The organism is Lactiplantibacillus pingfangensis (assembly GCF_005404945.1).
GTDB lineage: Bacteria > Bacillota > Bacilli > Lactobacillales > Lactobacillaceae > Lactiplantibacillus > Lactiplantibacillus pingfangensis.
On sequence record NZ_BJDG01000007.1, the window covers coordinates 1 to 14,247 of the forward strand.

Sequence of the window (14,247 nt, forward strand, 5' to 3'; positions counted from 1 at the left end):
CAAACGAAAATCAGCCCAATACCTTATCGTCTAACGACTCTAAGATATTGAGCTGATTTTCGTGAATATATTGGGATAACTACAGCGCAATATTTAATAAAATCATTATTTTAATCATTAGCTAACTTTAAAAAGTGTGAGTTAGTCACATTATTCAATTGAAGGGAGCGCGAGCGGAATGGACTTTTTAGAGGCGGTACGCTTAACGCCGGCGCAGTCAGTTCAGTCGGTACAGCCAGACGTGCTTTTTGATGAGTTGATCCATGATGCTGGTTATGAGTATTTGAGAGATAGCCAACGGGCCAGCTTACAGCAGTGGACACAGCGCCGTGACGAGCGCGATTTAGTCACTGTCTTAGGTGCAGGCGTTGGCAAGACGCTGGTTGGGTTATTGGCATTGCAATCCGAATTAAATCGTGGCGCAACCCCCGTCTTATATGTTTGCGCGGATCAACAGCAGGCCGCTAATGTACTTGAAACTGCTGCGCATCATGGGATTGCAGTTACTGATTATACGGCCGCGTCAGTGGCACAACCACCATTTGATAAAATCATCATCACGACCATTGGACAGATTATCGCAATGCAGTCGATTTTTGCACAACCAGAGTTAGCCAAATTAGCGATGTTAGTTGTAGATGATGCCCCGGCTTGTTTGCGACAATTGCAAACCGGAATGACTTGGCGAATTGACCGCCAGGGACAGCCTGACTGGTATGACCAGTTGCTCACTTGGTTTGAGAATGATTCGCCAACACAACCGCCGATTATGTGGCAAGCCTTGCGACAAGCTGCATCGGCGGACGTGACGGTGTCAGTGCCTTATTGGACATTAGATCAGTATCAGGCACGCATTTTATCGGGGCCGGTTGCCCCACCGGGATGGCTAAAAAATCTCGCGAATGTTGACTGTTACATTGATCAAACGGGTATTGAGTTCCAGCCACGCCAATTGCCGATAGAACAACTACCAGTATTAAATGACGCAGTTCGGCGCTTGTTCTTAGTGACGAGTTTGACTACTGGGACGGATCTTGTGCAACAGTGGGGGTTAGCGCCCAGCAGTCTCGTCACCCCAATTGCAGTTAAGGCCACGAGTGATGCTGGTGAAAAATTAATTATCACGCCGCAACAGTTTGACATTCAGTTGAATGATTTGCGAATGCGGAGTTATCTGAAATATTTATTTGAGAGCGGACTCTTAACGACCAATTTGATTATAATTGTGCCAACTGCAGAGGCCGCGAGTATTTGGCAGAAAATGGGAGCTAAGGTCTATCAGGCGACTGAGCAAAAAGCCCTGACTGCTGATCTCGCGAGTGACAAATTGATGATGGCAGTCGTTATTGATGGTTATCGCTCATTGGATTTGGTGGGTGACGCGAGTCATTGTCTCGTGTTGGATGGCATGCCTTATCCGAATCGGTTGGCTGACCGGGTTGCGCTACAACGAGACCCCGGTGCCCGTGCCAAAATCCAACGAATTGTGGAGTTGATTGAAGCCGGCTTAGGGCGAACCGTTCGCTCCGGCGCGGATAGTTCGCTCGTCTTCCTATTGGGCGATCAATTGCAGGCGCTAACGGTCATGCCGAAAATTCAGGAACTGTTTAGCCCGCAGACGCGCACGCAACTACAATTTTCACAAAAGTTGGGGACCGCAATTAAAAAAACGAGTCGCACCGCTTCCGATATTACGATCAAATTAAATCAGCTGATTAAGGCGGTGCTAACCCGTGATCAACGTTGGCGAACCATTTATCATGAAAATATTAATTACAACTATCGACAGCTCAAGCCGGTGGCGTACTGTGCGACTAAAGCAACGCAAGCGGCGCAGATTCGCCAAGCAGATCAGTTGGCGCGGGCTGGTCAGTTTGACTCGGCCGCGGCACTAGTAAGCAAGTTGCCACTACCAACGGCTGCCACCTTACAACAATTGGCGACGTATCAATACCAGTTTGATTCGACGAAAGCGTTAGCCACACAGAAACAAACCTATCGTCAAAATGCGACTTACTTACGGCCAGCAGGGGTTGATTATCAGCCGGTTTCGCGACCTAAGTTGACGACGGGCGAACGGCTACAAGCTTATTTGAAGCGATTGAATTTTGATAACGGCAATGATTTGGCCATTTATTTTGAGGCGCGAGTCCTGCCTCTGGCTGAAAACTCCGATTTTTTAACCGAAGACTTTCAGCGAGCATTAGCCTGGGTCGGCATGGTCATTGGGTTTGAAACCAGGCGACCGACCGCTGAAATGATTGCTGAACCGTCAGAATTGTGGCGGGGGCTCGAACGGGATGTGATCGTTCAGATTAATTTGCCGGCTGATTCGATCAGCGCTGAAGCTATGACAGCCGCGGCAATTGACTGGTATCAAACGGCGTATCCTGACGCGTCTGCACAAGTAGTTTTAGTGCAGACTAAACGCACGATGACGCTGCCGAGTCCGTTGATTAGAGCGGCACGAGTTTTGACGGCAACCAAGATCAAGGAATTAGTGAGGGCAATTGATGACTTAGCGGAGAAGCTCAGTGTTCAGGCACCCGGTTCATGGACGGCGGCAACACTAGAAGCACTGATGAAGGAAGAAAAGTTAACGATGGCTGATTTTATTGACACTTATACCGTACCAGCGCGAAAAGCTAAGCAAACTAATCATGGGTGAATAAGAACAAGCGTCACTTGAAAGCGTCAGCATCAGATTTAACGATGTTGGCGCTTTTTAGACGACAAAAAAACCTTCGTACGGGAATACGAAGGTCAAAAGGAGTAGGTCAGCATGCAATTGGGGAATCACATGCTGAGAACCTAGTAACCGTTTATTCATATAAGCGGGGGGACGTTCACATGCCGATTACTAGGCGTGTCAGAGTTATTGGCTCTGACGGATTTCATTACTTTGGAGGAGTAAATGAAAAGAATGTTAATTGTTATAGTAGCAATCTTGGAGGGGAATCCTTAATTGCTATAGATATAATATAACAACGAAATATGAAGAAAGTGTGTCGTTGGTTTTTCAAAAATAAGAAGACTTTCTTAAGCGTGAGTTAATTAATGAAGCATAAAGTTATTTATTTTTGTGTTTTGGACAGCATTTCTAGTGGAAGGAGTAAGTTTCTAAATCGCAATATTGACAGACTAATTTTTGAGTCACCTATCAAATGATAAAAATGGTGAGAATAAAGTAATTTATTGGTGGTGCTCAAGCGAAAAATTGCAATCGTGATTTTACTGTTATAATGATTGCTTGTAGCAGGAATCTTTACTTGTCTAAACTAGTAAAACACCGATTAGTATTAACGATAATGCGATTTAGTTTATAGAATAGATTAATTTAGTGATATTAATGATTATCAGTTATAGTAATGATTGATTTAAGCGTTTGTATGATAAGTTTTATTTGTAGAAATAAGTTTAATTTTTATCGACGATTGTCGTCCTAGGTGACTATTGCCAGTGGAATCCAGGCGTATTATACTCTGATTGTACATAGCTGGAACAGGCTACCAACTGTTAGTTAGTCCAATAAATTAACAGCTACTAAAGAGACGAGGAGCGTACTAATTAATGAAAAAACTAATGACAAGCTTGGTCTTATTAGGCATTGGTCTATTATTGGCACCGCTAAGTGTACGGGCCGAAACGACTGCGACTAGCGCGGATAAAACGCTAGTGACTGGGAAGACGACTGCCGAAATTGAATTTAAAGCGAGTGAAACGGCCGCCTTAACCCCGGTGAATCCAGATAACCCAAATGAATCTCAAATGAATCCTATGGTAGGAAATGGGGACATTATCAACGGCAGTACCGGTGCTTCTTTCGTCTATGTGACTAAAAATATGGTCTTTGAAAAAGGTGCACACTTGATTGATCTGGTGCGGCCGCAAACCTATTCCGCAGAAGTTGCCTTAAATACGCCGGAGAGCAAGACCAGAGAGACCATGACGGATGCTTGGCAGAAGAATTTTGTTGTTGAAGTCGCTGATGGCCGTGGTGTTGATGCGAATTGGCGGCTGACAATGTCTGCCAGTCCACTTACGGCGAATACGGACAGTGGACAAACAGTTACTGGGGCAGCACTGAGTTGGCCAAAAGGGACGATCCATCGTAGTGGTGAGAATGCCAAAACGGCAAGCACTGAAGGTAATGCATTGTCGATGATTGACTTGAATAAAGATTCAAATGAAATCCTCTCAGTTAGTGGTAAAAAAGCTGCAGGGTATGTGACGGCACAATTTGATCCTAGTGAGATTAAATTGACCATTCCTGCTAATAGTACAAAACCAGGAACTTATTCAACGACACTCAATTGGAACTTGGCGGATGTTGCCACTAGGTAAAGAAAAGACGAAGGTGCTGTGGTAACGGCACCTTTTTAAGGCTTAATTTATCACGATACGAGGTAACACTAGTATGTTAATAAAAAAACGATTTTGGGAAATAGCAAGCTTGGGGCTGAGCGTATTGGCGATGTTGATGCTGCGACCAACTTGGGGAATGGCTGCTACTAGCCCAGACAATAATATTGGGTTTAGTGTGGTCGCTAAGCGACCCACTAATCAGCTGGACTCAAGTCATTCTTTTTTTGATTTGAAAATGCAATCTGGTCAAACGCAAACTTTAAAAGCGGTTATTTATAATGTCACCAAACATGAGTTGAAAATCAAGATGGGCATTCACACTGCTTATACGAACACTAATGGCGTGATTGAATATGTAAACCCCGGTAAGACATTTGACTCGTCAATGAAATATCAACTTGGCCAATTGACTCAGGTTAAGAGAACGGACGTAGTGATAGTTCCGCCAAATAGTGCCAAAGTAGTTGAAGCAGAGGTCAAAATTCCAAGAACGAATTTTCAAGGTGTAATGCTGGGTGGTTGGTATTTTGAAAAGGATGACGACAAGGTGACTAGTACGGTGAGCGGCGCGATGACTGTTCGCAATCATTATTCTTATGTGATTGGGCTGAAATACACCATGGGAGAAGTGCCCAAGCCGGAATTGAAGCTGGGAAAAGTCGCACCAGGACTAGCAAATGCACGCCAAGCGGTTGTCACGGAGTTACGCAATGTTTCAGCAGTGCTGGTGCCCGCGGTTAATTTAGAAACTACTATTACGCATAAGGCAACTGGCAAAGTGGTCAAGAGCGCCAAACGGTCGAATGTGCAACTGGCACCAAATACGGTCTTTAAACAACCGATACTGACTGGTACAGCTGGGTTAATTGCCGGCCAGTATCGATTGCGACTAGTGGCTAAGAATAAAGATCATCGCTGGGTCTTTCAAAAAGATTTTACGATAACTAAGCTTGCAGCCAAAGAAACTGCCAAACGGTCAGTTGAAAATAAAGGTTTGAACCCCATGTGGTTGGTAGCTGCTGGGGCCATGGGGATGTTGCTACTTGGTAGCTTGATATTGTGGCTATGGCATCTTGTTAAGAAAAATAAGCGCAATGAGAGCTGATCATGATTTTTGATTAATCAAGGGGTGACTGATTTTTAGGGGGGATTTGAGTGCCAAGATATGTCGGAATCAGAGGAATGATGGCACTGACTTTTTGTTTGATTGGGTTGAGCAGCCCAGAAATAAGCCATGCTCAAACGAGTCCCAACCTAGTGACTGATACTCACTATGTACCCTATAGGGGTCTCCAGTCTGGTGGAATTCTTGGCGGATTCAATCAGCAATTACGAGTCTATCCCAAAGTAGTGTCCATCACTGCCAATAACTTGAGTCCTGAGGGGCGTTTGACAGCAGCCACCACTGAAATGGCTGTGACTTTTAGTGGCCATATTTCAGTTTTTGACGGTTTTGGGAAAACTAATGCCATCAACCGCCTTGAGATTGCTGTTATGTCAGGCGGGATACTAAAGGGTAAGCCTGCTCAACCCGTAAAAATTATCGGAACTGAACCGAATGATAAAAGTTATTCGAATAGTTTTTTCTTTAATTCGAACCAGCATACGATTCGGGTGGATCTACATGAGCTTAAATCTGATTTGCCGTTGGCGATCGGGTTCCGATTGATGACAGCATTTCACCCGGATGATTGGACGATGTACTACTTAGGTGCCTTTATGCCCGGTACGCTTGAAAAGCCACCGACAATGGACTCGTTACTGCCGACGAGTACGCATATTACTGGTCATGGGACACCGGGAAATGAAATTATGACTGCTATTGATCCTAAAGCTAAGACGACGGTTTTGCCAGATGGCAGTTATGATTTACCGTTGTCAACGGATTTAACCACTTATTTGGCTAAAAATGGCCGTGTCACGGTCACTGAGCGTAATCCAATTGGTGACAATGCCACGGCAACGCAACTGCAACTGAAACTTTCGCACGCGGCCCAGAATCCAGAATTTTATTTGGAAGATGAAGTTGCATTAACACCAGACAATGTTGTTGACTCAATTGTGAATAAACTTGATTTTCAAGTCGCGAATGTTGCTGATGTCCAATTTAAAACTAGCTTGGATCAAAGGAGTCTGGCTGAGAAGCTTGATCAATTAGCAGCTGGTCAAACAATTGAGGTTCCAATTTATGCGACTAAGGCCGGCTTTATCCAATCGGAGCCAATCATCGTCAAGGTTGCTAGGAATGACGCTGGTTTAGCGTTTGGTCAGAGTGAAACAACGCTTGATTTTGGCTTGGTGAATCTCCCATTAGTGCCAACGAATTTTTCCCCTAATACGACTTTCAAAATTACGGTGCACGATCATCGGCATCGAGCAACGCCTTGGAAATTGTCGGCTCAAACTAAAGCCGTTGATCAACAGCCTGATTTGGGGCCATATTTGCACTATATTGATGAAAATTCACAGGAGCAATCACTCACGCATAGTGTGACAATTTATCAAAAAAAGGTGACAGACCAAACGGATCTTAAAACTGAAATTTCGTTTGGCAGTAAAGACAGTGGATCGGCTGGGCAAGCGGCGTTGCGACAGTTGTTTGTTAGAACCGACCCCGGTATGAAAATAGGAAAATATGCGACTGCGATTATTTGGACTTTGGCAGATGCACCTTAAAAAAGGTGTTGATTGGCATAAATTTGCTAATTAACGCCTTTTTGTTGTCACTGAAAAATTTGATTAAAATTGCGTAAGAATTTTTTGCAAACGATTCCATCAACCTAGCAATTTTACGCATAGCGTGTAAAATTAAAGGTGGTAAAACGTATTCATAAAGATAAATAGAGGAGTGTTTGCATGAACGAACAAGCTTGTACAACCATTTTAGTGGGTAAAAAGGCCAGTGTTGATGGCTCTACGATGATTGCCCGGAACGATGATACTTTTATGCCGATCACACCACAAAAGTTTATTGTTCATCCAGCGGTCCACGGTCGAAACGAAACGTTAACTTCTGGTAAGAATGGCTTCACCGCGCCATTACCAGCTGATGGGTATCGCTATCAAGGGGTGCCTAATATCGAAGTTGCTGAAAAAGGTGTTTTTGAAGAAAATGGCTTTAATGAAAAAAACGTTGGGATTTCTTCAACTGAAAGTGTCTATGGTAACGAACACACGTTAACCTTTGATCCATTTGTAAAAAATGGGTTGGCGGAAGACTCATTGCCAACAATGGTCATTCCATTTATCAATTCCGCTAAAGAAGGGGTTCAATATTTAGGCAAGTTGATTGCTAAATATGGGTCGCCTGAAGGTAACGGGGTCTTGTTCAATGACAAGAATGATGTTTGGTACATGGAAATCGTTACTGGTCACCAATGGGTTGCACAACGCATTCCTGATGACGCCTATGCGGTAGCGGCGAACCAAGTTGCCATTCAGTGGATTGATTTTGATGATCCAGACAACTTCATGTGGTCTGAAAACATTCGTGAATTCGTTGCTGAACATCATTTGAATCCTGATAAGGAAGGCTTCAACTTCCGTCATATTTTCGGGACTGATAACGAAAAAGACCGCCATTACAACACACCGCGTGTTTGGTATGGGCAACATTATTTTAACCCCAGCATTGAACAGGATCCACAATCCAGTGAACTCCCATTCATTTGCCATGCTGAAAAGTTGATTTCAGTTGCGGATGTGGAATACGTCTTAGGATCACATTACAATGAAACGAAGTACGATCCATTTACGGATTCGCCAGAAGGCAAGAAATTCCGGCCAATCTCAATGAACCGGACACAAAATTCACACGTGATGCAAATTCGTAACGATGTCCCAGAAGAACAAAGTGCCATTATGTGGATGACCTTTGGGATGCCATCTTTCGCACCATATTTGCCATTCCACGCGAATGTCACTGAAACAGATCCTAGTTTTGCCAACACGCCATTAACTTATGATCGTAAGAGTGCTTACTGGCTGTATCGAACAGTTTCAATGATCGTGGAATCACATTACGCTGAGTTCGTTCAAGAAGACATTGATTACTTGAAAGACTGTCGCATGGCATTAGGCCGATTTGTCGCTGATACCGATGCGAAAGCTGCCAAATTAGCTGGTGCTGAATTAACAGAATTCTTGACGGCGCAAGATAAGCTTATGGTTGCTGACATGCGTGACAAGGCTGAAGACTTGATTGGTCGTTTGATTACGAAAGGGTTAACCCTTTCGAAGTTAACTTATAACGTCGACATCAATCTTTAAAATTTTCGTTTTGTCAGTAAGTGTGTATAATTAAGGTACCAATCCAAAGGGGTGATCTGAAATGGATGAAAATGTCTTATTTAATCCGGGTGACGCAATTTCCGAATCCCATGATTATAATGAAGCTTTACGCAGCGCAGATATTTACAATGCGCAACAAGGCCGCAAACGGGGGCTCTTGATTGCCAAGCCGCTAGAAGATGATCACGGTTTCTCAGTCTTTTATGCGGATGATCTCATTTCGGCGGATGGTCCTAAGCCAGACGCACGTAAGTATCATGTTGAAAAACGTTTATAAACGATAACTAAAATGGCCCGCCAATCTTAATTGATTGACGGGTCATTTTATCGGGATTAATTATAAATTACCAGTGTTCTTCAAACGTTTTTCAAGCAAGTAAGCATCCATGTAGCCAAAGGATAATTCGACCACGGAATCTAGTTCAATCAACGTGCCCACACGGTTAATCTGATTATCGTCGTCCACGTTATAAAAAATAAAGTGACCGTTAGTGACGGTACCAGGGTAGCCGGTCATGTCAGGTAGCATTGGATTTTCGGTCGTTAAATGTAAGAGATTATTGAAGTTGCCGGCTTGGCGCAAGATTGCTTCAAATAGATCGGTCGTTGAATCGAACAGGCGCTCGTCGTTTAAGACTGGTTGAACACTCAGTTCAAATTGCTTGTTCAATTCGATAAAACCACGCATCGTTTGCAAGTAATCAGATTGAATCGTGACAGATTCAATCAATGAACGCCGACACAAGGTGTAGCCGCCAAATTGGCCGGTCATATCAACGAGATTAATGACCACACTGTCCGCATTTAACGTGTTGATAAAGCCGACGAAGAACATGTCAGAGCCGTCCGCAGAACGAATGGCGATTAAGTCATGATTTTTCTGAGCGTTCACCAAAGTATCGTTAATGGCGTGTGCCCCAGTCGCTTTGACCGAATCAACGTGTTGATAGTTGGTTTTCACAAAAGCACTCTCAAGTAATAATTCGTTGCCACGAAATTCGATGATGTTCACGCTGTCGTAACGGATTGCTTGCGTTTTTTGATGGCTATAATTGAATTTATCGAAGGATTTGAAATCAAATTTTTGTTCGGCCAAACCTTGTACTTGCCCCTCTAAATAATTGTCGTTATTGGCGACAACTAATAAAATAACTTGTTTTTGGGTTAAAGCATTTGCCAAGATTTGCGATAGCTCGTCGTGTTCAGCATTGAAACTGACGGGTAGCTGAGGAACGGTGCTTAAACCTTCAGTGTCCGCATTTTCGATGCGAAAGGCCATATTATCTAAGTCCTCACTCATCGTTTCTACTTCATCAATGACTTGATAACGCATGAAGACCGCGCCATCTTGAAGCCCAGCGTCGTCATAAGTGTTCACGACAACGCCATCGGGTGCCAGACTATCAATATAGCCGGTGTAAACCACATCGCTGTTGGCTTGATAGAGATTGATAAGCTGGGCCTGTTCTTCGGCCAATTGTAAGGCTTCCATAATTGAACTCATCTGGTAACCCCCTTCATTTAGTATCGTTTAATCATAGCACGTTTTACTAGGGAACCGTTGCTTTTAGTCTGTTTTAGATTGGTTAAAAAGGTGAATTTTAACAATAAAAGTGAAAATGGCTTGATATATATCTAAAAGATATATATACTAGGAACGTTCTAAAAGTAAGGTGGTCAACAGGATGTATGAATTATTTATTTTAGGTCAATTAATGGATCGGCCGATGACCGGTTATCAACTGCGCAAAGCGCTGGTCAGCGTGGTCGGACAGGAATTGACGATAAGTTTTGGTGCGCTTTATCCATTATTAGATAAACTGGCGGCAGCTGGCGAGTTGCAGTTGGATTTCAAGACGACGAGCAAACGGCCGCAAAAAGTGGCAACGCTCACTAAAAGCGGTCAGCAGCACTTCTGGCAGCTGATCTTAGCGCCAGTCTGTTTAAATAAACAGACGCAACTGACATTTCAAATCAAGTTAAACTTTTTGCATTTGTTGACATTGTCGCAGCAGTTAACGGTTTTGGCCGATTTTCAAGCTTTTGCACAAGGACAGTTAACGAGACTCACTGAACACCAAGTGCAGTTACAGCATAATGTGCATATGCTGGCTGCGGATATTGCCGATGCGCTATTAGTCGTCGACTTACAACTTGTTCGCGCGCAAGCTCAGTTCGACTGGGTGACCACGCTAATTCAAACGAAGAAGGAAACCGAAAGATGAAAACAGCTTCATTTGCGACAGATCCGCAGATTCAAAAACGGCGCTGGTGGATTTTAGTCGCCGTGTGTTTATTTACGTTCATGTCCACCTTGGACGGCAGTATTGTGAATATCGCTTTACCGGTAATGAGCAAGTCGATGGCCATTCCAATGAATCAGGCCGAGTGGGTCGTTTCAATCTATTTGATTATTATTTGTGCGTTACTGTTATTATTTGGTAAATTGGGTGATTCCTACGGCAAGATTCGTATTTTTAAAATTGGCTCGGTGTTATTCACCATTGGGTCCTTATTGTGTGGGTTTAACTCTGGACTAGTCATGTTGCTGACGGCCAGAAGCTTGCAAGCGGTCGGAGCCGACATGACGATGAGTGCCAATAATGGGATTATTACAGAAGTGTTTCCCTTCCAAGAACGTGGTCGGGCGTTAGGGATGATTGGGTCCTTTGTGGCCTTAGGTAGTATCGCTGGACCCGGAATTGGTGGACTGATTTTGGCGCATTTGAGTTGGGGTTACATTTTTTGGATGAATGTGCCAGTTGGAATTTTGGCGATTATTTTAGGTCAAGTGATTTTGCCAAAGGATATTACGATGAGCAAGTTGCCTATTGATAAGTCTGGTGCGAGTCTGTTTGCACTAATGATGGTCAGCTTGTTTGCTGGGGTATTTATCGGTCAGCAAATTGGCTTTACCAAACCAATCATCTTAGCAAGCTTTGTGATTGCAATTATTGCCACAATTATTTTTGTTCGTGTTGAGTTACATCATGACAATCCAATCTTGGCCTTACAACTTTTCAAAAATTCCCGTTTCTCGATAAGTATTCTCTGTGCTTTTTTGATTTTTGTGGCGAACTTCTTCTTTAATGTGATTTCACCATTTTATTTGGAAAATGCGCGTGGCTTGGCCGCAAACTATGCTGGTTATGCGTTGATGACGTTCCCAATTGTACAAGTCATTGTCGCGCCGATTGCCGGGGCGATCTCTGACAAAATTGGGCCAGAATTACTGACCTTTGTTGGCTTAGTACTTATCACAATCAGTCAAATTGGGTATATGTTTGCCAATTTAACGACACCACTCTGGTTCTTCATGTTCTTCATCGGGCTAGTTGGGTTTGGTAATGGGATCTTCCAGGCGCCCAACAACTCGATTGTGATGAGTTCTGTTGAGGTGAAAGACTTGGGGGTTGCCGGTGGGATCAATGCGTTAGCACGTGAACTCGGCATGATCATCGGTATTTCCGTTGCGACGACGGTATTGTACGACGCGATGAGCAAGTCCGCGGGATACAAAGTCACTTCGTATTTGCCGGCCCATCCTGAAATTTTTATTGATGGGATGCGCGTGGCATTCATGGTCTCGTTGGTCATTTGCTTGATTGCGACGGGGATTACTGGCGTGCGATTGCTTCGTCGACACTGATTGTGATTGGGGCATGGTAGCTGAAGCCTTATTGATCTAAGTTTGATTCTTAACGAGCGTCATCGCAATTTTAATAACGCTGCGAGCACCCACAGACTCGGCCTGCAACAAAAATAGATAATATAAAAGATCTACTTGGTTCCCTAGATACTGGGGGAGGCTAAGTAGATCTTATTTTGTCCGCGTCTACTCTGAGAGGTAGTGGCTGCCGTTCATCACCAATTTTGATTCGTTCAATTATTGAAGTGAATATATGGAAGCTAGCTGTTTGTACTTCATTTTTTAGAGTCATGAATGCTATAATGACATATACAAGATATTTGCTTCATTAATAATGAATGAGAAGCAATATCGTAATCGAGATCAATGTTTACTTCACTAGATTGGAGCACTCACATGGATAACCAACAACCTGATCAAAAAGAAATGCCAGTAAAAAGTGGTAGCGATTTGCACCAAGAACTACAAGCTCGTATTACACCTTTAAAGTTCCTTGAAGAAGAATTTGAACGAAATGCAATAATAGATACCGATCTGTTTGAAGTACAGCTGAAAAAGGCTATTAATCCCGTTCTAACCGATTTAGTTCGAAAAGGATTGGTCGAAAATCCAGTGTCAAATCTATTTTTTAGCTCAGAATGGTCGCCTAATGATTTCTTGCTCCGACAGTTAATTCTAAAACAGGGTGTTTATTCCGGGGAGACCGCGCTCTACTTGTGGGAGCTGTCGGATCAATACCCTTATCGCGTTGAAATGACCTTCAAACGTGGGTATAAATTGCCAAAGAGACTGCCTGATAAATGGGCGTCTAAGCTTGTTATTAAACAAACGGCCCAAGACACTATCGCTCAATCTGTAAGGGAACTAGCTGTATCTGGCACAAACTACACCATTAAGCTGTACTCGCCCGAACGTGCGCTAGTTGAATTACTCCAAGGTGGAAACAACATGGACATGACACATGTCAGTGCAGTCTACAAGCGTTATCTGAAAAAGTCTAATAAAAATGTTACCAAGCTTCTATCAACTGCGTATAAGACTGGAAAGCAAAAGCAGGTTAGGAAATTGATAGAGGTATTACTATGACGAAAAGCAATAGGCGGGAACAGAGCGTTAAAGACACATTAAAGGTAAAACGTGATGCCACCGGTGTTGATTATAATATTCTTCTCAAAAAATATTTCATCGATGAATTTCTGCGCCTGCTATCCAAATCCGATTACAGTTCCAATTTCATCTGGAAGGGTGGTTTTGTATTATCGGCTATCACCGGTGTTGAGAAGCGGACTACGGTGGACATTGATACTGTGCTGCGCGGCGTCACTGTTGACACAGAGAGTTTAACCAACATTGTTACTCAAATAACTAGTTTGAGTGACAATACAGGTTGCCAATATATTTTACGCGGCATCGGATCAATTCAAGAGGAGAAAGCCTACCAGGGTCTTCGAATCTATCTTCTGGGAACACTTGGTCAAATGCAAGAGAAGTTTCACCTAGATATAGCAACTGGCGAAAGCTTAATTCCGTCAGCAATATTTTTGGCCTACCAACCGCTGATTGGTAGGCCGATAGGGATCAACATTTACCGTCCAGAGCGTATACTTGTGGAAAAGATCCAAACCATTCTAACTCGAAGCGTTGCAAATACACGCATGAAGGACTTTTTTGATATTTACTTAATTTCCAGTCCAGTTACCACCATCGAAATTACACCATCCCTCCTAACCGAAGCAATGCGGTCGGTACTGGCAGAGCGAGGAACGACTGATTTACTTGAAGACTGGCAAGTGACAATGGATTTTATTGCCGATGACCTACTCATGGCACAGCGCTGGGATGAGTTTCAAACAAAACATGACTTTGTCGGTAATATAAGTTTTGCTGATACAATCAAGGCAACTAGGAAGTGTATCGAAATAATACTACCTGGGATGCAATGA

General features: G+C 43.4%; 11 protein-coding genes. 10 read left to right on the forward strand and 1 reads right to left on the reverse strand.

Annotated features, from left to right (window positions below; translation table 11 throughout):
* Positions 1-178: 178 nt before the first annotated feature.
* The 6 genes from FFM74_RS04420 (at position 179) to FFM74_RS04445 (ending at position 8,932) form a co-directional block, all read left to right on the forward strand.
* Entirely contained in the window at positions 179-2,668 is a 2,490-nt protein-coding gene (locus tag FFM74_RS04420; protein WP_137625426.1) for a P-loop NTPase family protein, read from the forward strand.
* Between the two features lie 902 nt (positions 2,669-3,570).
* Positions 3,571-4,344 (forward strand): WxL domain-containing protein, encoded by a 774-nt coding sequence (locus FFM74_RS04425; protein ID WP_137625427.1) that lies wholly within the window; start codon positions 3,571-3,573, stop codon positions 4,342-4,344.
* Between the two features lie 73 nt (positions 4,345-4,417).
* Positions 4,418-5,470, forward strand: a complete 1,053-nt coding sequence (locus tag FFM74_RS04430; RefSeq protein WP_137625428.1) for a WxLIP family cell surface protein — start codon at positions 4,418-4,420, stop codon at positions 5,468-5,470.
* A 50-nt stretch (positions 5,471-5,520) separates the two neighbouring features.
* Positions 5,521-7,041 (forward strand): hypothetical protein, encoded by a 1,521-nt coding sequence (locus FFM74_RS04435; protein WP_137625429.1) that lies wholly within the window; start codon positions 5,521-5,523, stop codon positions 7,039-7,041.
* 180 nt (positions 7,042-7,221) lie between these two features.
* On the forward strand, positions 7,222-8,634 hold the full coding sequence (locus FFM74_RS04440; RefSeq protein WP_137625430.1) for a C69 family dipeptidase: 1,413 nt from the start codon (positions 7,222-7,224) through the stop codon (positions 8,632-8,634).
* A gap of 61 nt (positions 8,635-8,695) precedes the next feature.
* On the forward strand, positions 8,696-8,932 hold the full coding sequence (locus FFM74_RS04445; protein ID WP_137625431.1) for a hypothetical protein: 237 nt from the start codon (positions 8,696-8,698) through the stop codon (positions 8,930-8,932).
* Positions 8,933-8,992: 60 nt separating this feature from the next.
* Here FFM74_RS04445 and FFM74_RS04450 read toward each other — a convergent pair whose 3' ends face one another.
* The gene (locus tag FFM74_RS04450; protein WP_137625432.1) at positions 8,993-10,159 is read right to left on the reverse strand and encodes a hypothetical protein; all 1,167 of its coding nucleotides are present in this window, start codon (positions 10,157-10,159) and stop codon (positions 8,993-8,995) included.
* Positions 10,160-10,340: 181 nt separating this feature from the next.
* Between FFM74_RS04450 and FFM74_RS04455 the strand changes: the two genes are divergently transcribed.
* The 4 genes from FFM74_RS04455 to FFM74_RS04470 all read left to right on the forward strand — a co-directional run bounded on the left by FFM74_RS04455 (position 10,341) and on the right by FFM74_RS04470 (position 14,247).
* Positions 10,341-10,880 carry a PadR family transcriptional regulator gene (locus FFM74_RS04455; RefSeq protein WP_137625433.1) on the forward strand — a complete coding sequence of 180 codons (540 nt, stop codon included), beginning with the start codon at positions 10,341-10,343 and terminating at the stop codon, positions 10,878-10,880.
* Positions 10,877-12,304 carry an MFS transporter gene (locus FFM74_RS04460; protein ID WP_137625434.1) on the forward strand — a complete coding sequence of 476 codons (1,428 nt, stop codon included), beginning with the start codon at positions 10,877-10,879 and terminating at the stop codon, positions 12,302-12,304. Before FFM74_RS04455 ends, FFM74_RS04460 begins: the two co-directional genes overlap by 4 nt.
* Positions 12,305-12,700: 396 nt before the next feature.
* Positions 12,701-13,390 (forward strand): type IV toxin-antitoxin system AbiEi family antitoxin domain-containing protein, encoded by a 690-nt coding sequence (locus FFM74_RS04465; RefSeq protein WP_137625435.1) that lies wholly within the window; start codon positions 12,701-12,703, stop codon positions 13,388-13,390.
* Positions 13,387-14,247: a nucleotidyl transferase AbiEii/AbiGii toxin family protein gene (locus FFM74_RS04470; RefSeq protein WP_137625436.1), complete on the forward strand. Its 861-nt coding sequence runs from the start codon at positions 13,387-13,389 to the stop codon at positions 14,245-14,247. The genes FFM74_RS04465 and FFM74_RS04470 overlap by 4 nt, the downstream gene beginning before the upstream one ends.

Coding starts and splice junctions, on each gene's coding strand:
- FFM74_RS04425 (WP_137625427.1), top strand. CDS start 3,571: ATGAAAAAACTAATGACAAGCTTGGTCTTATTAGGCATTGGTCTATTA.
- FFM74_RS04420 (WP_137625426.1), top strand. CDS start 179: ATGGACTTTTTAGAGGCGGTACGCTTAACGCCGGCGCAGTCAGTTCAG.
- FFM74_RS04460 (WP_137625434.1), top strand. CDS start 10,877: ATGAAAACAGCTTCATTTGCGACAGATCCGCAGATTCAAAAACGGCGC.
- FFM74_RS04465 (WP_137625435.1), top strand. CDS start 12,701: ATGGATAACCAACAACCTGATCAAAAAGAAATGCCAGTAAAAAGTGGT.
- FFM74_RS04440 (WP_137625430.1), top strand. CDS start 7,222: ATGAACGAACAAGCTTGTACAACCATTTTAGTGGGTAAAAAGGCCAGT.
- FFM74_RS04470 (WP_137625436.1), top strand. CDS start 13,387: ATGACGAAAAGCAATAGGCGGGAACAGAGCGTTAAAGACACATTAAAG.
- FFM74_RS04430 (WP_137625428.1), top strand. CDS start 4,418: ATGTTAATAAAAAAACGATTTTGGGAAATAGCAAGCTTGGGGCTGAGC.
- FFM74_RS04445 (WP_137625431.1), top strand. CDS start 8,696: ATGGATGAAAATGTCTTATTTAATCCGGGTGACGCAATTTCCGAATCC.
- FFM74_RS04450 (WP_137625432.1), bottom strand. CDS start 10,159: ATGAGTTCAATTATGGAAGCCTTACAATTGGCCGAAGAACAGGCCCAG.
- FFM74_RS04455 (WP_137625433.1), top strand. CDS start 10,341: ATGTATGAATTATTTATTTTAGGTCAATTAATGGATCGGCCGATGACC.